Here is a 20,349-nt window from a genome sequence, read left to right as displayed (position 1 = left end):
ATACCTATTTAAAACTAAAGCTCTCACCAAAATAAGCATTTTTAGCATTAATATTATTAACTAATTCTGAAGGGGTGTCCTGAGCTATAACTTTTCCATTATTCAAGATCATTGCAACATCAACACATGCAAGTAAATCTCTTGCTTGGTGATCACATATGCAAATTGTAATTGTATTTTCTTGTTGTAAATTAACTATAGTTTCTTGTAACATTTTAATAGTTAAAACATCTAGCGCTGCAAAACATTCATCTAAAAGAAGTACCTTTGGGTCACTTAGAAGCGATAAAGCAATTACTAATTTTTTTTTTTGACCTCCAGATAAAAATTTAGCTTTTATATCTTTGAGGTTATCAAGTTCAAACTTTGAAATTAAATAATTAATTTTATCGTTTCTAAAATTTTTATCATCAATTACAATTTCACTTATGGCTCTAAGATTGTCTTGAAGAGTAAGCTCATTAAAAAAGCCTCCATACTGAGGAACATAACCAACTTTAAATTTTTTACTTCTTAGATATATTGGATATTGAGTTACATCTTCTCCATTAATCTTAATTATTCCACTTTTAGGACTAATTAATCCTGTTATAAGATTAAATATTGTAGATTTTCCCACACCATTTGGTCCGAGCATTCCAAAAATTTGACCCTCGTTAATTTTAAAATTTATGTTATCTAAAATTAATCTATTTCCATAAGCCAATGAAACATTATCAAATTCGATTACTGAATTTGTTTTTTTAAATGATTTAATTCTAAATTTTTTGATAAGAGCCATTTTAATCTTTGCTTTTTATATTCACTTTTTTATTATCTTTATACATAAATATTTTTGTGTCTTTAGTAGTAACATTAATTTCAACAACATCCGCTTTTAGAATATTTTCAATATTTGTATAGACCACTTTTTTTGAAATAATCATTGAATTCCTTCCTATAGAAAAGTCAAGATATTCACCGGTAATTTTATTATCCAAATATTTAATCTCGACATTCTTTGTGAAAATAGTGTCAAAATTATTAGTATTATATTTTCCAAAATCTGAAGTTATTGTGACATTATTTGAATTTGTTAACTTAATGAATGCTCTTACATTTGTAAGATATATTATGTTTGGTTTATCAAAATCTATTTCACCTTGAGATGCATTTACAATGTATTCATTTCCTTTAGCATCTTTAGATGAATAACTAACGTCTTCCATTATATTTGATTTATAGGGTTCTTCTAAAACCTCTTCTTCTATTTTAGTAACACTCTCCTCTTTTGAGTATTTAAGAAATATAATTAAAGAAAAAATTAGTAAAAATATAATTAAAAAAAATATAATATTTTTTTTTTTCATCTACACAATATTAGAGGCAAGAATATTATGTATGTGAATTACTCCAATTGTCTTAGACTTATTTTTTTTACTAAAAACACTTAAGGAAGTAATCTTTTTATGATTCATTAGAGCCAATGCTTTAGCAGCCAACATATCTTTATCAACACCTATGGGATTTTTTGTCATCACATTTTTTACTTTTAATGAATGAAAATTATTTTTTTTAGATTTAAATCTTCTAATTTGACCGTCAGTGATAATACCAATTGTTTTTTTATTCTTGTCTTGAATAATTAAAAATCCTAACTTCTTTTTGGTTAATATTTCTAAGGCCTTTTTCATATTTATATTATCTTGAACAAATGGAATTTGAGGTCCAGTAACCATTAGATCTTCAACAGTTTTAAGTTTCAATCCCAAATTACCAGCAGGATGAATTTTTTTAAAATCTAATTTTCCAAAATTTTTATACTGCATAGCAGCTATAGCGAGAGCATCTCCTAGAGCAAGCTGAACAGTAGTACTTGATGTAGGAACTATACCTCCCGATTCTATCACCTGTGGAATTAACAATTTTATGTCCGCAGCTTTATACAAAATAGAATCTTTTTTTGACATTATTCCAATCAATAATACCTTATTTCTATTAGCATACTGGATAATGTTTTTAAGTTCATTAGTTTGTCCAGAATAGCTTAACAATATTAATACATCTTTTTTTTGAATAGACCCCAAATCGCCATGAGATGAGTCGCTTGCTGATAACTTAAATGCAGGAGTTCCTACTGAAGAAAGTGTTGCCGCTATCTTAGATGCTATTAATCCACTTTTACCAACCCCACATACAATTACTTTAGACTGACATTTTGCTATTTCAACTACAGCTTTATTAAATGAATTATCTATTTTTTTTTTTAATTTTTGTAAACTTTTTATTTCTAATTCAATTACGTCTTTAGCAATTTTTGTAAATTTTTTTTTGTTCATTAATGTGACCAAATATCATCTTTGAATAAAGCTAGATCAAGATCAACTCTAGTTTTTAAAAAACTTAAACAATCCTTATAAAGTTTTATCCTATTTTCTCTTTCGAGTATTTTGAAGAGTTCATCATGAATTTGATGCAAATAAATAACATCATTTGCACAATATTTTAGTTGTGCTGGTGTTAGTGTGCCTCCAAAATCAGAACTTTGAAATTGTTTACTTATATCAACATTTGCAAATTCTTTAATTAAAGTTTTTAGAGAATGATTATCAGAATAAGATCTAGCTAATTTAGAGGCAATTTTGGTATCTAGAATATTATTTGTTTCAGTTTTTAAATAATACTTAATATGAGCCATATCTGCTCTTCCATAATGAAATATTTTTGTAATAGTTTCATCTTTGAGTATTTTTATTAAATTTGGGGCTTCATAGCTTTTTCTATCAAGCTGGACAATATGAGCATCTGAATTTCCCGTGGATAATTGTATTAAACAAAGAGGGTCTCTTCTCACATTAAGACCCATGAACTCACCATCAACTGCTAACACATTGCCTAAATCTAAATCTTCTGGTAAATCCTTTTGGTGTAATTTAATATTATTACTCATTTTTAAATATATATATGACGAATTCAAAGCATTGTCTAATTTTTGGGGGTAGTGGCCAGATTGGTCGAAACTTGATCCGAAAATTAACTAAAAATAATTATAGAGTAACTGTTGTAACAAGAAATATTCATCAAAAAAGCTACATTATCAAAACCCAAGCAAATGCTGGTTATATTGATATTGTAGAGGCTAATATATTTGATGAAAAAAAAATTAGAGCTCTTTTTAAGAAAACAGATATTTGCATTAATTTAATTGGAATATTATTTGAACAAAAAAAAGGAAACACATTCAAAAACATTCATTCTATTTTTCCATCTTTATTAGCTAAACTTTGTAAAGAATATAATTTAAAACATTTTATTCATTTATCAGCACTAGGAATTAATGATGCTGTTGACTCTGAATATGCTAAAAGCAAATTAGAGGGTGAAAATAATGTTTTAAAAAACTTTCCTTTAGCAACAATTTTAAGACCATCAATTGTCTATTCAGTGGATGATAATTTTACAACTAATTTCATGACACTTTTAAATAGATTACCAATATTTCCACTTTACTATGAAGGAAAGACTAAATTTGCTCCAATTCATTGTTCAGATTTGACTGATACAATAAATCATATTATTTCTAAAAATATTTATTCAAAAATAATTGAATGCACAGGACCTGAGATAATATCTTTTAAGGAATTATTACAAAAATTATTATATTTGATTAATAAAAAAAGAATTTTAGTACCTTTCCCTTTGCCTTTAGCAAAATTTTCAGCCAGATTTTTTGAGTTGTTACCTAACCCTTTACTTACCAGCGATCAGCTAAGATTATTAAAATATGATAATATATCATCTGGGAAATATAAAACTAACTCAGAAATTGGAATTCCTAGTGTTAGATATTTTGAAGAAGAGGTAAAAAAATATTGTTATATGTGGAGAGAAGGTGGACAGTTTTCGACTGAAAAATATACTTCAAAAGATTTAGAAAATAAAATTAACTAAATTATTTTAAGCTGACTGAATCTTTTTCTCAATAAAATCAGGAACATCTTCTTTATCTGAAATTTCTTCTTTTTTACCTTTAGGTTGATAAGCGTACAGAAGATGAAGCTTACAATAAGAAAAGTCTTTTAAAGAAGACCTTCCACAAAAATAAAAACCTTTCTCATCTGGATGACCTATGGGCCATTTGCATGAGCTTTCATCAAGTTCCTCTAATTGCTTTGGATTTTCAGGCTCAAAATCTTTTTCAATAATCAAAGATTTAAATTTACTTTTTCTTCCTCTTCTAGATTTGATATCTTTCTGTTCTTGTGAATTTTCAAAATTTTGATTTGATGTAGCTGTTCTGGTTTTAATTTTAGCAGACAAATTCAATCTATGAGCTTTTCCGATAACTGCATTTCTACTAATACCACCAATAATTTCGGCAATTTGGCTTGCAGTATTTCCTTTACCCCAAAGTTCTTTTAATTTATTAACTTTTTCCTCGTTCCAGCTCATTATCTATATGTTGTATTAATGTTTATAAGTAATACAATATACTGATACATTGAAAAAATAAACAAGCAAAATCTCAAAGTTATCAACAAAAATTACTTCAAATTAGATTAAATGTATTTTCAATCATAACTTGTATCTAATAATTAAAATTTATAAAAACTGATTAAAATTATGAGCTATTTAGCAAAAAATTATAATAGAAAAAAAATTTCATTTAAATATGGCAAGGGAAGCTTTCTATATTCAACTGATGGAAAAAAATATCTAGATTTTGTTCAAGGCATAGCTGTAAATTCCTTAGGTCACGCACATCCAAAATTAATAAATACTGTTCACAAACAATCAAAAAAACTTTGGCATGTTTCAAATGCATTTCAAATTCCAGAAGGGGAATTATTAGCAAAAAAATTAGCTAAAAAAACTTTTGCTGATTATGTAATGTTTCAAAATAGTGGTGCAGAAGCGACAGAGGCAGCAATAAAAGTTGCAAGAAGATATTTTTACTCAATTGGTAAACCTAAAAAAAATAGAATTTTATGTGTTAAAAATAGTTTTCATGGAAGAACCATAGCAGCAATTTATGCAAGTGGTTCAAAAAAAATGACTGAAGGTTTTGGACCAAAGGTAAGTGGCTTTGATCATTTTGAATTTGGCAATCATTCCTCTTTAAAAAAAAAGATTTCAAAAAATACAGCAGCCATAATGATAGAGACAATAATGGGAGAGGGCGGCATAAAAGTAGTACCTGATTGGTGTTTAATAGAGTTAAGAAAAATTTGTGACAAAAAAAATATATTGTTAATTTTAGATGAAGTTCAATGTGGAATAGGAAGATCAGGTGATTTTTTTGCTTTTGAAAAATCTAAAGTAAAACCAGATATTGTACCAATTGCAAAAGGAATTGGAGGTGGATTTCCAATAGGTGCTGTTTTAATGAATAAAAAGGTTGCTTCAGGAATGATTGGAGGAACCCATGGTTCTACTTTTGGAGGAAACCCACTTGCTATGTCTGTTGGTAATACAGTGCTAGATATTATTCATAACAAAAAGTTTTTAGACAACGTAAAAAAAATTTCAAAATATTTTTTACTTAATCTTAATTTTATCAAGGAAAAGTATCCTAACGTTATAAATGAGATCAGAGGTAAAGGTTTATTAATTGGAATACAACTTAAAGCAGATCAAACAAAATTTATAAAAAAACTAATGGACAATAGATTATTGACTATTAGAGCTGCTGAAAATGTAGTTAGAGTTTTGCCACCATTAAATGTAAAAAAAAGCGAAATAAATCAAGCTTTAAAGATAATTAATAAAGTTTGTTGGGAAATGAATTAAAATGAAACATTTTATAAATTTAAAAGATATTCCAGCTAAAGATCTTAAAAAAATTATAACTGATGCAAAAAAAAGAAAAAAACTTAGAAAAAATTTAAATACCTTAGAGGTTGATAAAGGAGCTCCATTAAAGGGTAAAATGCTTATCCAAATGTTTGAAAAGGCGAGCTCGAGAACAAGAATTAGCTTTTATTTGGCTATTAAGCAGCTTGGTGGTGGAACATTAACACTTAGATCAAATGAACTTCATCTTGGACAAGGTGGAGAAAGCATAGCAGATACTGCAAAAATACTTTCAACTTATGGTGATGGTTTCATGTTGAGAACTGATAGTGATGAAAAAGTTGAGAGTTTCAAAAATCATTTAACAATACCAGTAATTAATGGTTTAAGTCCTTCTTCACATCCAACCCAAGTATTATCAGACGTATTTACAGTAGAAGAAATAAAAAAAAAACCTATCTCAAAATTAAATATTTGTTGGATTGGAGACTCCAATAATGTTCTAGATAGCTTGATAGCAGCTTCAGTTAAATTTTCATTTAAACTCAGCATAGGATGTCCTAAAAAATTTGAACCAGGTAAAGAAGTTAAGACATGGGTTAAAAAAAATAATAAAAAAATATTTATTTACAATGATCCTAAAAAAGCAGTTAAAGGCTCTGATGTTATATTTTCAGACAAAGTTATATCTTTGAATGATAAAGTTAATAAAAAGAAAAAAATTCAACAATTTAAAAAATTTAGAATAGATAAAAAATTGATGAGTTTTGCGAAAAGAGATTGTATTTTTTTGCACTGTTTACCTCGTGGATCTGAAGTGAGTGATGAAATTTTTTTAGGAAATAAATCACATGTTTGGCAACAAGCTCTTAATAGAGTTCACGTTCAAAAGAGTATCTTATTATATTGTTTTGGGAAATTAAGGTAGTGATACTGGACTATCAGAATTTTGATTTAAGTATTTAATAACTGAGGCTCTATCTTTTTCTTTTCTTAATCCAGCAAATGCCATTTTTGTTCCCTTAATCCATTTGGCAGGCTTAATTAAATATCCGTTTAACTCTTCAAAAGTCCATTCTTTTTCATACGATGCTAAAGCTTTAGAATATTTATAATCTGTAACAGCGCCAGTTTTTCTTCCAACTACATTATATAAAGCGGGACCAATATTATTTTTTCCTCCCTTAACTATTGAGTGACATGCAGCACATTTTTTAAAAATTTTTTCACCTGATGCGACATCACCCATTGCCATTAATGCAGCAATATCAATTTTTTCTTCAACAGCTGTTTTAGCAGATGATGATACAGCCGTTGCTTGTTCTACTTCAACTGTGTAACCTGGAGTTTTAGGTTTTTCCACATGAAATATTAAGTTAGATAGTTTTCCAATACCAATCACCAAAAGAGCAACCATTAGAACTGCTGCTACTATTTTATTAATTTCAAATGAATCCATTTTGTAATTTTATTTTTGAACGTATATCACGATAAATTAAAAAATTACTAAATTTTAATGTATAAATTTGCCTCTATTACTATTTAAAATGTATAATAAATTGTAAATATAATGAAAACATTGACAATTATTCCATCAAGATTATCAGCCACTAGACTACCAGGTAAACCTTTGCTTAAAATTAATGGCCTATCCATCATCTCGCATGTATTTAGAAAAGCCAAAGAGGCAAATATTGGAGAGGTTGTTGTTGCTACTGAAGACCAGGAAATAGTAGATGATGTTATTAAAAATGGGGGTAAAGCTATAATTACAAGCAATAATCATAAAACTGGTACTGACAGAATATATGAAGCATTTAAGAAATTAGATATCAGAGATGTAGATTTAATAATGAATTTACAGGGTGACGAACCAGCAATTAACATTGATGATATTATCAGCTTAAATAAGAAAATGACTGTTTATCCAAGTCAAATGGGAACTCTTGCTGCTAATATAAAAAATGACAACGATTTAGAAAATGAAAATATAGTAAAGGTTATTACTAAAAAAAATCTGAAAGATGAAGATTTTTCTAGTGCTGAGAATTTTTTAAGAAACTCCTCAAAAAAGAATAATATTTATCATCATATAGGAGTTTACTGTTATTCAGCCGAAACATTAGAAAAATTTGTAAAACTAGAACAATCTCAAAATGAAATTAAAAATAGATTAGAACAATTAAGAGCATTAGATAATAATATCGAAATAAATGTTTCTTTAGCTAAATCATCACCGATAGGAGTTGATACTGAAGAAGATTATCTAGCCTTAAAAAAAATTATGGAATATAAAGCCTAATGTCAAAAATATATTTTCAGGGTACTTTTGGAGCATATTCTCATTTAGCTGCTTTATCAGTTGATCCTGATGCAGAAATATTACCATGTAAAACTTTTGATGATTGTTTTAATAAAGCAAGTTCAGAAGCTGAGTGTAAAATAATTATCCCAGAGTCTAATAGAATTACAGGAAATATTGGCATAGAATATTTAATCTTTAAACATAGACTCAATATTTACGAAGAGCATTTTCAAAAAATTGAACATAATTTATTAGGACAACCTGGTGCAAAGCTAAGTGATATAAAAGAAGTATATTCTCATGCTCAAGGATTATCTCAATGCTCAAAATTTATAAAAGATAATAATATAACAGAGCATATCAGAGCTGATACTGCAGGCTCTGCAGAAATGATTTCTAAAACTAAAGATATTAAGCAAGCAGCAATAGCTTCTTCTTTAAGTGCTGAAATTTATGGTTTAAGCGTAATAAAAAAAAATATTGAAAATGAAAATGGCAACTTAACAAGATTTTTAATTATGGGTAAAAATATTTCACAACCAGAATTTGGAGATAAAAAATACATCACTTCTTTTTTATTTAAATTAAAAAGTAAACCAGCTGCACTTTATCAATCATTAGGAGGCTTCGCAATTAATGGAGTTAATTTAACAAAATTACAGAGCTATCCAGAAAAGAATACTTTTGACTCATTCTTTTTCTTATGTGAATTAGATGGTCATATCGAAGATTCAAAAGTTCAAAAATCCTTAGAAGAGCTTGGGCTTCATTGCGAAGATTTTCACGTTCTAGGTGTTTTTGAAGCAGATAAGTTAAGAGAAAAAAATAATTAATCTTTTCTTGTGGAATAGAAATTATAACTGCTATAATAGTTTTGGAGGCTAGAGGTGGATGCTGCTTGAACCCGACCAGATCTTAACGGAAGCAGTCGTAGAGACAGTTATTCAGGTTCTAGTCTCCTTAAAATAAACAAAATGAACAATAACTCAAAAGTATTAGCATTAAAATATAGACCACAAGTTTTTGATGATCTTATTGGCCAAGAAGTTGTGGCTGAAACTATAACTAATTCCATTAAAGCAGATAAAATTCCTAATGCATATTTATTCACTGGAATAAGAGGAATTGGCAAAACTACGACTGCCAGAATTGTTGCTAAGGGGCTTAACTGTTCTAAAGGAATTGAAAATTTATGTAAAAAAGATTTATGCGAAAATTGTAAATCAATAGCCGATGCAAGTCACATTGATGTACTTGAAATGGATGCAGCTAGCAAAACTGGTGTTGATGATGTCAGAGATTTAATTGAATTCTCTAGATATGGGCCCACTTCTGCAAAATATAAGATATTTATAATTGATGAAGTGCACATGTTAAGCAAACAAGCATTTAATGCTTTGTTAAAAACACTAGAAGAGCCACCAGCATATCTTAAATTTATTTTTGCAACTACAGAAATTAAAAAAATACCAATTACTGTGGTGTCAAGATGTCAAAGATTTGATTTATCTAGAATTAAATCAACAGAATTATTTGAATTTATAAAAAAGATTAAAGATAAAGAGAATGGCAACGTATCAGATGAAGCTTTAAAATTAATTGTTAAAATATCCGAGGGATCTGTAAGAGATGCGCTATCTTTATTGGATAGAGGTCTACTAAGTTTAGAGCAAAATACTGAATTAGATTTAAATGCTGCACAAAAAATTTTTGGATATTTTGATAAATCTCAATTAATAAATTTATTTGAATTAATACTTAAAGGAGAAGAGAAAAAAGTTATTAATATTTACAGAAAAATTTATGATCAGGGGGTTGAGCCAAAAGTATTTATTAATGATTTTTTAGAAATACTTTATTATTACAAAAATATAAATTCATTATCTCTAGAAAGTACAAATTTTTCACTTAACGATGAAGAGTTTTCAAAAATTAAAGAAATTTCTAATCAAGTAAACTCAGAAATTTTAATTTTATTTTGGCAGTTTGCTGTATCTTCACTTGAAGAATTAGACATTGTCTCTAACCAGCATCTGTCTATAGAAATGTTTTTGATAAGATTGATGCATTTAAGTTCAATTAAGTTAAAGCAAGATACTAAAAAAGAGCAAACAAGCCACAATATAGATGATCGAATCCAGAAAAAAAAAAAAGAAAATGAATTTGATGATAATTCAAGAGTTATAAATCAAATAAAAAATGTAGCCCAAGAAGAAAAACACAAACCTGATGTGAAACAAGAAGTTGAAGCGATTGATAAAAATTTGATAAATTCATTTGAAGACCTTCTTGATATCTGTACTCAAAAAAAAGAAATTAAACTAAAATATGAATTAGAAAAAAATGTAAATCTTGTAAAATTTGAGAGAAATAGAATTGAAATTTCTTTTAATGATAACTTAGATAAAGATTTTGTAAAAGATCTTTCCTCAAAACTTTTTGAATGGACTTCTGAAAGATGGATTATTACCTTCAGTAAATCTAAAGGTGAGATGTCAATTAAAGAAAAACAAAAGAATAGAAAAGATAAATTGATTAATGAGGTTAAAAGTTCAGAGACTTATCAGATGGTAATGGAAAAATTTCCTGATGCAGAACTTATTGACGTTAAATTAAATGGAAAAGAAGAGGATAAAAATGACTGATTTTACAAAGATTTTGGATAAAGCAAAGGAATTAGAGGCAAAAATGAAAGAGAGCCAAGAAAAAATTAAGGAGATTAAAGCTGAGGGAGTTTCAGGCTCTAATTCAGTTAAAATAACTCTTGATGGTGAGGGTGAGATGCAAAAAATTGAATTATCTGATGAAATTATTAAAGAAGATAAGGCAATAATTGAAGATTTAATTGTTGCTGCTCATAATAGCGCAAAATCACAGTTGAAAACAAAGACCACAGAAGAGATTTCAAAAGCTACGGGAGGCTTCGGAATTCCTGGTTTTAAATGGCCGTTATAATTAATGCAAAATATTAACGAGATTGAGGAATTAATAAAGTTAATTTCAAAGCTTCCTGGTCTAGGCCCTAAATCAGCAAAAAGAATTGTTTTAAAATTGATTAACAATAGAGACGAGTTGGTTAAGCCATTGGCAAGCACGTTGGACCAAGTTTATAAAAATGTAACAAGATGCAATTTTTGTGGATCATTAAAATCAAATTTAAGTGGATGTATTAATTGTGAAAATTCAAAAGAAAAATATAATAAAATTTGTGTAGTAGAAGATATTGCAGACCAATGGTCAATTGAAAATTCGAATATTTTTCAAGGATATTTTCATATTTTGGGTGGAACTATTTCCTCTGTAGGTCAAAGAAAAGAAGATCTTTTAATTAACTCATTAGTAGAGAGGGTTAATAAAGAGGGTATAGAGGAAGTTATACTTGCAACTAGTGCAACTGTTGAGGGACAAACTACCGCATACTATATCCAAGATAGTTTAAAAAATACTAGTGCTAAAGTTACTAAATTAGCCCAAGGATTACCAGTTGGTGGTGAAATTGAAAATTTAGATGATGGAACTTTATTTTCTGCTTTTAAAAATAGAGCAAATTTAAATTCTAATTCTGATTAATTTTTTTTTTAAGCCTATTTAAATGCAGCAAAGGTTCTGTATATCCTGAGGGCTGTTCTTTACCACTAAAAACTAAATCACATGCAGTTTTAAAAGCTAATGACCTATCAAAGTCGTCACTCATCCTGACATATTTGTCATCACTTTTATTTTGATTATCAACAATTTTTGCCATCTCTTTCATTATTCCTAAAACTTGTAATTTAGTAGTAATTCCATGATGTATCCAGTTAGCAATATGCTGTGAAGATATTCTTAAAGTTGCTCTATCTTCCATTAGACCAATATTATTTATATCTGGAACTTTTGAACAACCTACACCTTGATCTATCCATCTTACCACATAACCTAACAATGTTTGTGCTGAGTTAGAAATTTCACTATTAATTTCTTCAATCGACCAGTTAGGTCTATTTGCAACTGGAATTGTTAAAAGGTCATCAAGTTTTGCTTTTTCTCTTTTAATTATATTTTTTTGTTGATCAAAAATATCTATTTCATGATAGTGTAATGCATGTAGGGCTGCTGCTGTAGGAGATGGTACCCAAGCACAATTTGCACCTGCTTTTAAGTGACCTGTTTTTTGCTCCATCATATCTTTCATTTTATCTGGCATTGCCCACATTCCTTTACCAATTTGAGCCTTCCCTGAAAGACCACATTTTAAACCAACATCAACGTTATTATTTTCGTATGCTAAGATCCATTTAGAGGATTTCATTTCTCCTTTTTTAATCATTGGTCCTGCTTCCATCGAAGTATGCATTTCATCTCCAGTTCTATCTAAAAAACCTGTATTGATAAAAAATACTCTATTTTTTAGTGTTCTTATGCATTCTTTTAGGTTGGATGAAGTTCTTCTTTCTTCATCCATAATTCCGATTTTACAAGTGTATTTATCTAATCCTAAAACTTCCTCAACTTTAGAAAATATCAAATCAGTAAATTCAGTTTCCTCTGGTCCATGCATTTTTGGTTTAACTATATAAATGGATCCAGTTCTAGAATTATTTTTATTTTTAAGATCATGAAGTGCAGCAGCAACAGTTATAAAGGCATCCATTATACCTTCTGGGACTTCATTACCATTACTGAGAATTATTGATGGGTTTGTCATTAAATGTCCAACATTTCTTATCAATAAGAGACTTCTTCCATGAAGTTTAAGGCCTTTACCTTCTTTTGATATGTAGCTTCTGTTTGGATTTAATTTTCTTTCAAGTAGTTTACCTCCTTTTTCAAATTGAGTTTTTAGATTACCTTTCATTAAACCCAACCAGTTCCTGTAGCAAATAACTTTATCCGCAGCATCTACTGCCGCAACGCTATCTTCGTTGTCACATATTGTAGACACAGCAGACTCTAAAATTATATCACTAATACCCGCATAATCTTGTTGAGCACTAAAAGCTCTTCGATCTCTTAAAATTTCTATATGTAAGTTATTATTTTTCAAGATAATTGCCGATGGGTTATCTGCTTCACCTCTATGACCAATAAATTTTTCTTCATCTACTAAATCAAATGTTTCAACTCCTTTTAATGCTTTAAAACTTCCTTCTTTGACTGCTACAGTAGTAATTTTATTCCAGCTCATATCCTTCAAAGGAAAATATTTATTTAAAAAGTCTCTACCATATTTAATAACCATTTCTCCTCTTAAAGGGTCATATCTTTCAGAAACACTATCTTCAGATTGTTCTATCACATCAGTCCCATATAAACTGTCATAGAGACTCATCCATCTTGCATTAGCTGCGTTCAATGCATAACGTGAGTTCATAATTGGTACAACTAATTGTGGTCCTGCAATTTTTGTGATTTCATCGTCTACATTTTTTGTGTCTATTGAAAAATCTGGGCCTTCTTCTTTTAAGTAGCCGATCTCAACCAAAAATTTTTTGTATTCAATTAAATTGAATTCATTAGATTTATTCTTAATATGCCATGCATCAATTTTTTTTTGTAAAGTTTCTCTAAAATTAATTAATTGTTTATTTTTTGGTTCAAGCTCCTCAATAGTTCTTTCAAAACCAAGCCAAAAATCATCACTAGAAATATTTGTGTCTTTCAATAGTTCATCTTTAACAAATCTAGATAAACTCTCTGAAACTTTTAGTTTGTTAATGTTAATATATTTTTCTTGCATAGCACTAATATTTACCCCATCTGTATTTTTGCCTGAGAGTTTTGCTCCTTCGGCGGAAATTAATCTCTTTCCAGAGTGTTATGCGTTTAACGGTCCTTTTGCCTGAGAGTTTCCGGGGTGGTTGCTCCTTCGGCGCTAATAAGCTTATCAGTCTCTCCCGATATACAAATTTTATCTTTAAAAAAAATTTAAGTCAATTGATAACATTTACAAAGGATATTCATCATCACTTTATTGCCTTTTTTATATTTTAATTGTCCGATATAAATTAATTATGAAAAATTATCTTAATTTTGAAAATGATATTAAAAATTTAGAGAGTGAAATTGAAAAACTAAAAGATCCCTTTAATCAAGAGGGTTTATCTGAAGTCGACACTCAAAAAATATCAAATACGCAAGCTGAATTAGATAAAAAATTAAAGGATATTTACTCAAATTTAGACCCTTGGCAAACCACTATGGTTGCTAGACATGAAGATAGGCCTAAATCGAAATTTTTTATAGATAATTTATTTGATGATTTTATCTCTTTATCTGGAGATAGATATTACGGTGAAGATAAATCAGTATTAACTGGTTTTGCAAAATTCAATGGACAATCAGTATTGGTAATTGGACAAGAAAAAGGTGAAAATTTAGAGAGTAGAATTGAAAGAAATTTTGGGATGATGAGACCAGAAGGTTACCGAAAAACAATTAGGCTAATGAATTTGGCAAATAAATTTAATATTCCAATAATCTCTTTTATAGACACTCCAGGAGCATATCCAGGAGTTGGTGCTGAAGAAAGAGGTCAGGCGGAGGCAATTGCAAAATCAATTGAATGCTGTATGGAACTTAAAGTTCCAACACTTGCTATTATAATTGGTGAAGGCGGATCTGGAGGGGCGATAGCTTTAGCATCATCTAGTAAAGTAATAATGTTAGAAAATGCTATTTATTCTGTAATATCACCAGAAGGATGTGCAACAATTTTATGGAGAGATCCAAAAAAAATGCTAGATGCCGCAAAGGCCATGAAATTATCAGCTAAAGATTTATTAGAACTTCAGGTTATAGATGAAATAATTCAAGAGCCATTAGGGGGAGCCCATAGAGATAGAGATTTAATATTAGACAATTTAAGAAATTCGATATCTAAAAATTTAGAATATTTTAAAGATTTATCCTCCGAGGAAATCATGAGTGAAAGAAAAAATAAATTTTTAAAGATTGGAAGAAATAAAGGATTTATAAGTAATTCAGAGGACATAAGTACGCTTACAATAAAAGAAAATAATATTGTAGAAATTTTAAAATCTAAAAAAATACTTATTGGAGCTTCTGTCTCAGGCTTTATCTTACTTGTTTTAGTATTTGCTTTATTTTAATTAACTTTATAAAGCTCCACAACAATGTTTGAATTTTTTTCCAGAGCCACAATAACAAGGTTCATTTCTTCCAATTTTTTTACCTTTTTTTATTTGGTCTAACATACTATTTTTATTTTCTTGTTCTGGTGCTTGTTCAGTTAAAACTTTCAAATTCATTAGTATGGTTACGAAATCTAACTTTAATTTTTCTAAAAGATTTGAAAATAGTTCAAAAGCCTCTTTTTTATACTCAATTAAAGGATCTCTTTGCCCATACGATCTAAGACCTATTACTTGTCTTAGTTGCTCTAAATATTGTATGTGAGACTTCCAATTTAGATCTATTGATTGAAGAAATATTCTTTTTTCGATTTCTTTTGCATGATCTTCACCAAGTAAATTTATTCTATCGTTTCGTGATTCTTTAAATTTATTTAAAATTTTTTCTTTAATTTCATTATCACTAGATGAAATTAACTCTTTAAATTCATTTTCTTCAAAACTTTTTCCAACAATTTGTCTTAATCGATTTGAGAATTCATTACTTTTAGGATTTGATAATTTTTGAATTTTTAATTTCACAATATCTTGGGAAATTTCTTTCAAAAATTCGTCTGAATATTCAAAAATATTTTTACTATTCATTGCATTTTTTCTTTGTGAAAATACAACGTGTCTTTGATCATTTAAGACATTATCAAACTTAATTAGAGTTTTTCTTATATCAAAATTTCTAGCTTCAACTTTTTGTTGTGCTCTCTCTAATGCTTTATTAATCCATGGATGATCAATACTCTCTCCATCTTTTAGTCCTAATTTTTCGAGCATATTATTCATAGACTCTGAACCAAAAATCCTCATTAAATCATCTTCTAAACTTACATAAAAAATAGAACTACCTTCATCTCCTTGACGACCAGCCCTTCCTCTTGCCTGATTATCAACTCTTCGAGACTCCATTCTTTCTGTACCAATAACAAACAATCCACCCAATGTTTTAATCTTAGCCTTATCAATTTTTAATTGATCATCTTGAATAGATCCTTTCTTGCCTCCTAATTGAATATCTACGCCTCTTCCAGAAATGCTGGTTGTAATTATTACCGAATTTTCCTTACCAGCATTTGCAATAATTTCTGCTTCATTTGCATGATTTTTTGCATTTAAGACAACATGTTTAATATTTTTTTTACTAAGTAATTTTGAATAAATTTCTGATTTATTTATACTTGATGTAAATATTAAAATTGGTTGTCCTAAATTATGACACTCAACAATCCTTTCAATAATTGCATCATTTTTTTCACCTTCAGTTCTAAAAATTTGATCATTGTAATCTTTTCTGATCATTTCATTATTTGTAGGTATCACTACTACTGGCAAATTATAAATTTCAAAAAATTCCTCTGATTCTGTTGCGGCTGTTCCCGTACATCCTGACATTTTTTTATAAAGTTTAAAATAATTTTGATAGGTTATCGAAGCTAAAGTTTGATTTTCTGCCTGAATAGTAATTTTTTCTTTTGCTTCTAATGCTTGATGTAATCCATCACCAAATCTTCTTCCCTCTAAAATTCTACCGGTAAGTTCATCAATTATCTTAAGACTTTCATCTTTAACAATATAATCTTTACCTTTTTCAAATAAATGATTTGCACGTAATGCTTGATTTACATGATGAACTAGACCTAAATTTTCTGGATCATAAAAATTATTATTTTTCAAAATACCCGCATCAGAAAAAATTTTTTCTACATTATTAATTCCATCATTGGTTAAAAGAATACCTCTATCTTTTTCATCAATTTCGTAATCTTTATCATTTAGTTGTTTTACAAGTTTATCTATTGCAAGATATTGAGCTGTTTTATCATCTGCTGATCCTGAAATAACAAGTGGAGTTCTAGCTTCATCAATTAAGCAGGAATCAATTTCATCAACAATTGAAAAGGCATGCTCTCTCTGAACCATTTCGGCCTCTGAAAATTTCATATTATCTCTTAAATAATCAAAACCTAACTCACTATTAGTTGCATAGGTTATGTCACAGCTATAGTTTTTCTTTCTATCTTCATCATTTTGGTCATTATTGATGTAGCCCGAGGTTAGGCCAAGAAAATTATATATTTGTCCCATATCGATCGAGTCTCTTTTTGCGAGATAATCATTTACAGTTACTATATGAACTCCTTTTTCAGTCAGTGCATTAAGATATGCGGCTAATGTAATTGTTAAAGTCTTACCTTCCCCAGTCCTCATTTCTGCAATTTTACCCTCGTGCAAAACAACACCACCAATTATTTGAACATCAAAGTGTCTTTCATTTCGAGTTCGTCTAGAAGCCTCCCTAACCAATGCAAAAGCTTCAGGTAAAATTTCATCCAATTTTTTTCCATTTTTAATTTGATCTTTAAAAGCAGATGTTTTTTTAGGAAAATCTAAATCATCTAAATTTTTGAATTCATCTTCTAAAGAGTTAATTTTTGTTACAATATTTGAAATTCTATCTAACTCTTTTTGATTACTAGATTTGATGAATTTAGAAATTAAATTTAATGGATTAAACATGTATATTTGATTTATTGTTTACTTATATTGTTTAATATATGTATTAAATAATTATTTTAAACATTATGGGAATTAATTTATCAAATTTTTTATCTTCAAAATCAAAAAACACCAGAATGATTGATTTTCAAGACTTAGAGCATGTAGATGGTTTATCAATTTCTGTTGGTAGTGCAAATCTTTACAAAGATAACAGAGATGATCTAGCAATGTTTTATTTTAGAGATGGCGCTAATCATGCGTCTGTTTATACACAATCAAAAATAATTTCAGAAAATATCAAATGGAACTTAAATCAAAAATGTAAGAAAGTTTATTCACTACTAGTTAACACAAGGAACGCCAATGCATTTACTGGCAAAGAAGGATATGAAGGTCTAAACAAAATTTCCTTAGAAATTTCTAAAGAATTAAATAAAAAACAAGAACTTGATGAAGATAATCCTAAAAAAATTTCTCCTAAAGAAATTATGTTTGGATGCACGGGAACTATAGGTGAAGCATTTCCTTATCAAAAAATACTAAATCAGATACCCAATTTGATTAGCAAAATAAGATATACCCAAAATAAATTTATTTGGATGAAAGCTGCTCTTGGAATAATGACAACAGACACTAAACCTAAGTTGGCTATGGAGGAATGTAAAATTGGAAATAAAAAGATTAAGATTTATGGAATAGCAAAAGGCTCGGGAATGATACATCCAAATATGGCAACTACATTGGCTTATGTATTTACAGATGCAAAATTATCAAATGAAATTTTAAGCAGACTATTAAAAAAAAATATTTCCACAACTTTTAATGCCATTACATGTGATGGAGACACAAGCACAAATGATATGTCAACAATTTTTGCAACAGGTAAAGCAGATAATCTAGTTGTAAAAAATTTTAATGATACAAAAATTAAGAGCTTTGATTTAGCATTAAACAAACTTTTATTAAGTTTAGCTAAAAGAGTAGTCTCTGATGGCGAAGGATCTTCAAAGTTTGTAGCCGTGAATGTAAAAAAATGTGAATCAGAAATAGATGCAAAAAATATTGCTTTCTCAATTGCTAATTCACCATTAGTAAAAACTGCAATTGCAGGTGAAGATCCAAATTGGGGTCGTATAATAATGGCAATTGGAAAATCAGGATCTAAAATAAATTTGAAAAAACTTTCAATCAAATTTGGTAATTTAAAAATTGTACAAGATGGTAAATTACATCAAAGTTATGATGAAAAAAAAACTAGCGAATACATGAAAAATGAAAATATTGAGATTAATATTGAAATTTTTACAGGTTCTGAGAATTTTACAGTTTATACGATGGATTTTACAAAAAAATATGTAGAAATTAATGCAGATTATCGAAGTTAGTAATATTGAAAACTATACTTTAATGATTAATTGAGTAGTAATGATAAAATACAAACTAATCTGTAATGACTGTGAAATAACATTTGATAGTTGGTTTGCTTCATCAAAAGAATTTGAAAAATTAAAAAGAAAAAAATTATTAAACTGCCATAATTGTAATTCGCTTAAGATAGATAAATCACTAATGGCACCAAAATTAATTAATAAAAATAAAAGTCAAAAAAATAATTCAGAATTTACAAAATTTCAAAATATAAAAAAAACCATAAAAGATTATCAAAAATTTATTAAAGATAATTTTAAATACGTAGGTGAAAATTTTGCCTATGAAGCAAGATCTATTCATTATGAGAAAAAAAAAAATTCTAAAGGTATTTATGGTAGTGCCTCAAAGAAAGATCTTATTGAGCTTCAAGAAGAGGGAATTGAAACACAAATGATCCCATGGGTAGAAGATAAAGAAAATTAAACTTTTAAAGATTTTGCAATATAATTAATTGAAGTATCTTTTGAAATATTCCACTCATCTTTGAATATATCAAAGTTCATTCCATCTATTTTTTCGATTTTTAAATTATTCTTATTTAAAATATTCTTAAGATCTTCAGGTTTCACAAATTTTTCCCAATCATGAGTTCCTATTGGTAGCCATCTCAATACATACTCAGCACCAATAATTGCAAAAACATATGATTTTAAAGTTTTATTTAAAGTAGCAACAAACATTAAGCCATTTTTTTTTAAAAGTTTTGAGCAAGATTTGATAAAAAAATTTATATCCTCAACATGTTCAATTATTTCCATATTTAATATTACATCAAATTTTTTTTTGATTTTTAGTTTTTCAGGAGATGAACAAAAATAATTAATATTAAGTTTATTTTTTTTTGCATGTAGTTTGGCAATTTTAATATTCTTATCAGATGCATCTATACCAGTTACATTTGCTCCTAATCTTGCCATTGGTTCAGATAAAAGTCCACCCCCACACCCTATATCTAATATATTAATCTTTTGTAAAGGCTTCTCCTTAGATTTTAATTTAAAACTGTAAATAATATTATCTTTAATATATTTTATTCTTATTGGATTAAATTTATGTAATGGTTTAAATTTGCCCTCAGGATCCCACCATTCAGCAGCCATTTTGGAAAATTTTTCAATCTCTTTTTTATTTACACTACTCATTTTTGTTAATTAGTTGACATAACAACTAAGATGTATTTTATCAATTGTTATTTAAGTTATAATAATTAAATTAATC

General features: G+C 28.3%; 20 protein-coding genes and 1 riboswitch. Of the genes, 11 read left to right on the top strand and 9 right to left on the bottom strand.

Going from position 1 to position 20,349, the window contains the following annotated elements; translation table 11 throughout:
• Window positions 1-4 precede the first annotated feature (4 nt).
• From PB7211_RS00385 to PB7211_RS00370, 4 genes are read right to left on the bottom strand one after another with little or no spacing between them, the layout of a single operon-like run.
• The gene (locus tag PB7211_RS00385) at window positions 5-781 is read right to left on the bottom strand and encodes an ATP-binding cassette domain-containing protein (protein ID WP_008544855.1); all 777 of its coding nucleotides are present in this window, start codon (window positions 779-781) and stop codon (window positions 5-7) included.
• 1 nt (window position 782) lies between these two features.
• Window positions 783-1,349, bottom strand: coding sequence for an LPS export ABC transporter periplasmic protein LptC (lptC, locus tag PB7211_RS00380; protein WP_034398655.1), 567 nt, complete (start codon window positions 1,347-1,349; stop codon window positions 783-785).
• A complete protein-coding gene (locus tag PB7211_RS00375; RefSeq protein ID WP_008544354.1) occupies window positions 1,350-2,318 on the bottom strand; it encodes a KpsF/GutQ family sugar-phosphate isomerase in 969 nt (322 codons plus the stop codon).
• Entirely contained in the window at window positions 2,318-2,929 is a 612-nt protein-coding gene (locus PB7211_RS00370; protein ID WP_008545229.1) for a ribonuclease D, read from the bottom strand. The genes PB7211_RS00375 and PB7211_RS00370 overlap by 1 nt, the downstream gene beginning before the upstream one ends.
• A 14-nt stretch (window positions 2,930-2,943) precedes the next feature.
• On the opposite strand from PB7211_RS00370, the gene PB7211_RS00365 reads away from it, so the two are divergent.
• On the top strand, window positions 2,944-3,930 hold the full coding sequence (locus PB7211_RS00365; RefSeq protein WP_034398646.1) for a complex I NDUFA9 subunit family protein: 987 nt from the start codon (window positions 2,944-2,946) through the stop codon (window positions 3,928-3,930).
• 6 nt (window positions 3,931-3,936) lie between these two features.
• On the opposite strand, the gene PB7211_RS00360 is transcribed toward PB7211_RS00365, so the two are convergent.
• On the bottom strand, window positions 3,937-4,431 hold the full coding sequence (locus PB7211_RS00360; protein ID WP_008545630.1) for a GcrA family cell cycle regulator: 495 nt from the start codon (window positions 4,429-4,431) through the stop codon (window positions 3,937-3,939).
• Window positions 4,432-4,602: 171 nt separating this feature from the next.
• On the opposite strand from PB7211_RS00360, the gene PB7211_RS00355 reads away from it, so the two are divergent.
• Together PB7211_RS00355 and argF are read left to right on the top strand one after the other, a co-directional pair.
• Window positions 4,603-5,769, top strand: a complete 1,167-nt coding sequence (locus tag PB7211_RS00355) for an aspartate aminotransferase family protein (protein ID WP_008545598.1) — start codon at window positions 4,603-4,605, stop codon at window positions 5,767-5,769.
• A 1-nt stretch (window position 5,770) separates the two neighbouring features.
• Entirely contained in the window at window positions 5,771-6,700 is a 930-nt protein-coding gene (gene argF, locus PB7211_RS00350; RefSeq protein ID WP_008544280.1) for an ornithine carbamoyltransferase, read from the top strand.
• Here the strand turns inward: argF and PB7211_RS00345 are convergent.
• Window positions 6,692-7,231 carry a c-type cytochrome gene (locus PB7211_RS00345; RefSeq protein ID WP_034398639.1) on the bottom strand — a complete coding sequence of 180 codons (540 nt, stop codon included), beginning with the start codon at window positions 7,229-7,231 and terminating at the stop codon, window positions 6,692-6,694. The two genes, argF and PB7211_RS00345, sit on opposite strands and share 9 nt — an antisense overlap.
• Window positions 7,232-7,342: 111 nt before the next feature.
• On the opposite strand from PB7211_RS00345, the gene kdsB reads away from it, so the two are divergent.
• From kdsB to recR, 5 genes are all read left to right on the top strand, one after another.
• Complete coding sequence (gene kdsB, locus PB7211_RS00340) at window positions 7,343-8,074, top strand: 3-deoxy-manno-octulosonate cytidylyltransferase (RefSeq protein ID WP_008544249.1); 732 nt, start codon at window positions 7,343-7,345, stop codon at window positions 8,072-8,074.
• Window positions 8,074-8,910, top strand: a complete 837-nt coding sequence (locus tag PB7211_RS00335) for a prephenate dehydratase domain-containing protein (RefSeq protein ID WP_008546020.1) — start codon at window positions 8,074-8,076, stop codon at window positions 8,908-8,910. Before kdsB ends, PB7211_RS00335 begins: the two co-directional genes overlap by 1 nt.
• Window positions 8,911-9,051: 141 nt before the next feature.
• Window positions 9,052-10,722: a DNA polymerase III subunit gamma/tau gene (gene dnaX, locus PB7211_RS00330; protein ID WP_008545463.1), complete on the top strand. Its 1,671-nt coding sequence runs from the start codon at window positions 9,052-9,054 to the stop codon at window positions 10,720-10,722.
• A complete protein-coding gene (locus PB7211_RS00325; RefSeq protein ID WP_008545388.1) occupies window positions 10,715-11,032 on the top strand; it encodes a YbaB/EbfC family nucleoid-associated protein in 318 nt (105 codons plus the stop codon). The genes dnaX and PB7211_RS00325 overlap by 8 nt, the downstream gene beginning before the upstream one ends.
• A 3-nt stretch (window positions 11,033-11,035) precedes the next feature.
• Window positions 11,036-11,647 carry a recombination mediator RecR gene (gene recR / locus PB7211_RS00320; protein WP_008545135.1) on the top strand — a complete coding sequence of 204 codons (612 nt, stop codon included), beginning with the start codon at window positions 11,036-11,038 and terminating at the stop codon, window positions 11,645-11,647.
• On the opposite strand, the gene PB7211_RS00315 is transcribed toward recR, so the two are convergent.
• Complete coding sequence (locus PB7211_RS00315; RefSeq protein WP_008544864.1) at window positions 11,634-13,796, bottom strand: malate synthase G; 2,163 nt, start codon at window positions 13,794-13,796, stop codon at window positions 11,634-11,636. The genes recR and PB7211_RS00315 overlap by 14 nt on opposite strands.
• Before the next feature lie 80 nt (window positions 13,797-13,876).
• Window positions 13,877-13,966: riboswitch (glycine riboswitch) on the bottom strand.
• Window positions 13,967-14,070: 104 nt separating this feature from the next.
• Between PB7211_RS00315 and PB7211_RS00310 the strand changes: the two genes are divergently transcribed.
• Window positions 14,071-15,168 carry an acetyl-CoA carboxylase carboxyltransferase subunit alpha gene (locus PB7211_RS00310; RefSeq protein ID WP_008544219.1) on the top strand — a complete coding sequence of 366 codons (1,098 nt, stop codon included), beginning with the start codon at window positions 14,071-14,073 and terminating at the stop codon, window positions 15,166-15,168.
• A gap of 6 nt (window positions 15,169-15,174) precedes the next feature.
• Here PB7211_RS00310 and secA read toward each other — a convergent pair whose 3' ends face one another.
• A complete protein-coding gene (gene secA, locus PB7211_RS00305) occupies window positions 15,175-17,718 on the bottom strand; it encodes a preprotein translocase subunit SecA (protein ID WP_008545852.1) in 2,544 nt (847 codons plus the stop codon).
• Between the two features lie 65 nt (window positions 17,719-17,783).
• On the opposite strand from secA, the gene argJ reads away from it, so the two are divergent.
• Both argJ and PB7211_RS00295 read left to right on the top strand, forming a co-directional pair.
• Window positions 17,784-19,085 carry a bifunctional glutamate N-acetyltransferase/amino-acid acetyltransferase ArgJ gene (gene argJ / locus PB7211_RS00300; RefSeq protein ID WP_008544148.1) on the top strand — a complete coding sequence of 434 codons (1,302 nt, stop codon included), beginning with the start codon at window positions 17,784-17,786 and terminating at the stop codon, window positions 19,083-19,085.
• 40 nt (window positions 19,086-19,125) lie between these two features.
• Window positions 19,126-19,554, top strand: coding sequence for a DUF1178 family protein (locus tag PB7211_RS00295; protein ID WP_008545521.1), 429 nt, complete (start codon window positions 19,126-19,128; stop codon window positions 19,552-19,554).
• Here PB7211_RS00295 and ubiG read toward each other — a convergent pair.
• Window positions 19,551-20,273 (bottom strand): bifunctional 2-polyprenyl-6-hydroxyphenol methylase/3-demethylubiquinol 3-O-methyltransferase UbiG, encoded by a 723-nt coding sequence (gene ubiG / locus PB7211_RS00290; RefSeq protein WP_008544566.1) that lies wholly within the window; start codon window positions 20,271-20,273, stop codon window positions 19,551-19,553. The two genes, PB7211_RS00295 and ubiG, sit on opposite strands and share 4 nt — an antisense overlap.
• Window positions 20,274-20,349: the final 76 nt, after the last annotated feature.

This window comes from Candidatus Pelagibacter sp. HTCC7211 (genome assembly GCF_000155895.1).
Taxonomy (GTDB): domain Bacteria; phylum Pseudomonadota; class Alphaproteobacteria; order Pelagibacterales; family Pelagibacteraceae; genus Pelagibacter.
Note: the sequence above shows the minus strand (reverse complement) of the source record. Positions and strands in the feature narration are given on the sequence as shown.

Excerpts from the sequence above, each read along its gene's own strand:
- dnaX (WP_008545463.1), top strand. The coding sequence starts at position 9,052 with ATGAACAATAACTCAAAAGTATTAGCATTAAAATATAGACCACAAGTT.
- PB7211_RS00360 (WP_008545630.1), bottom strand. The coding sequence starts at position 4,431 with ATGAGCTGGAACGAGGAAAAAGTTAATAAATTAAAAGAACTTTGGGGT.
- lptC (WP_034398655.1), bottom strand. The coding sequence starts at position 1,349 with ATGAAAAAAAAAAATATTATATTTTTTTTAATTATATTTTTACTAATT.
- kdsB (WP_008544249.1), top strand. The coding sequence starts at position 7,343 with ATGAAAACATTGACAATTATTCCATCAAGATTATCAGCCACTAGACTA.
- PB7211_RS00370 (WP_008545229.1), bottom strand. The coding sequence starts at position 2,929 with ATGAGTAATAATATTAAATTACACCAAAAGGATTTACCAGAAGATTTA.
- PB7211_RS00355 (WP_008545598.1), top strand. The coding sequence starts at position 4,603 with ATGAGCTATTTAGCAAAAAATTATAATAGAAAAAAAATTTCATTTAAA.
- PB7211_RS00375 (WP_008544354.1), bottom strand. The coding sequence starts at position 2,318 with ATGAACAAAAAAAAATTTACAAAAATTGCTAAAGACGTAATTGAATTA.
- PB7211_RS00325 (WP_008545388.1), top strand. The coding sequence starts at position 10,715 with ATGACTGATTTTACAAAGATTTTGGATAAAGCAAAGGAATTAGAGGCA.
- PB7211_RS00345 (WP_034398639.1), bottom strand. The coding sequence starts at position 7,231 with ATGGATTCATTTGAAATTAATAAAATAGTAGCAGCAGTTCTAATGGTT.
- argJ (WP_008544148.1), top strand. The coding sequence starts at position 17,784 with ATGGGAATTAATTTATCAAATTTTTTATCTTCAAAATCAAAAAACACC.
- PB7211_RS00315 (WP_008544864.1), bottom strand. The coding sequence starts at position 13,796 with ATGCAAGAAAAATATATTAACATTAACAAACTAAAAGTTTCAGAGAGT.
- secA (WP_008545852.1), bottom strand. The coding sequence starts at position 17,718 with ATGTTTAATCCATTAAATTTAATTTCTAAATTCATCAAATCTAGTAAT.
- PB7211_RS00385 (WP_008544855.1), bottom strand. The coding sequence starts at position 781 with ATGGCTCTTATCAAAAAATTTAGAATTAAATCATTTAAAAAAACAAAT.
- PB7211_RS00295 (WP_008545521.1), top strand. The coding sequence starts at position 19,126 with ATGATAAAATACAAACTAATCTGTAATGACTGTGAAATAACATTTGAT.
- ubiG (WP_008544566.1), bottom strand. The coding sequence starts at position 20,273 with ATGAGTAGTGTAAATAAAAAAGAGATTGAAAAATTTTCCAAAATGGCT.
- PB7211_RS00335 (WP_008546020.1), top strand. The coding sequence starts at position 8,074 with ATGTCAAAAATATATTTTCAGGGTACTTTTGGAGCATATTCTCATTTA.
- recR (WP_008545135.1), top strand. The coding sequence starts at position 11,036 with ATGCAAAATATTAACGAGATTGAGGAATTAATAAAGTTAATTTCAAAG.
- PB7211_RS00365 (WP_034398646.1), top strand. The coding sequence starts at position 2,944 with ATGACGAATTCAAAGCATTGTCTAATTTTTGGGGGTAGTGGCCAGATT.
- argF (WP_008544280.1), top strand. The coding sequence starts at position 5,771 with ATGAAACATTTTATAAATTTAAAAGATATTCCAGCTAAAGATCTTAAA.
- PB7211_RS00310 (WP_008544219.1), top strand. The coding sequence starts at position 14,071 with ATGAAAAATTATCTTAATTTTGAAAATGATATTAAAAATTTAGAGAGT.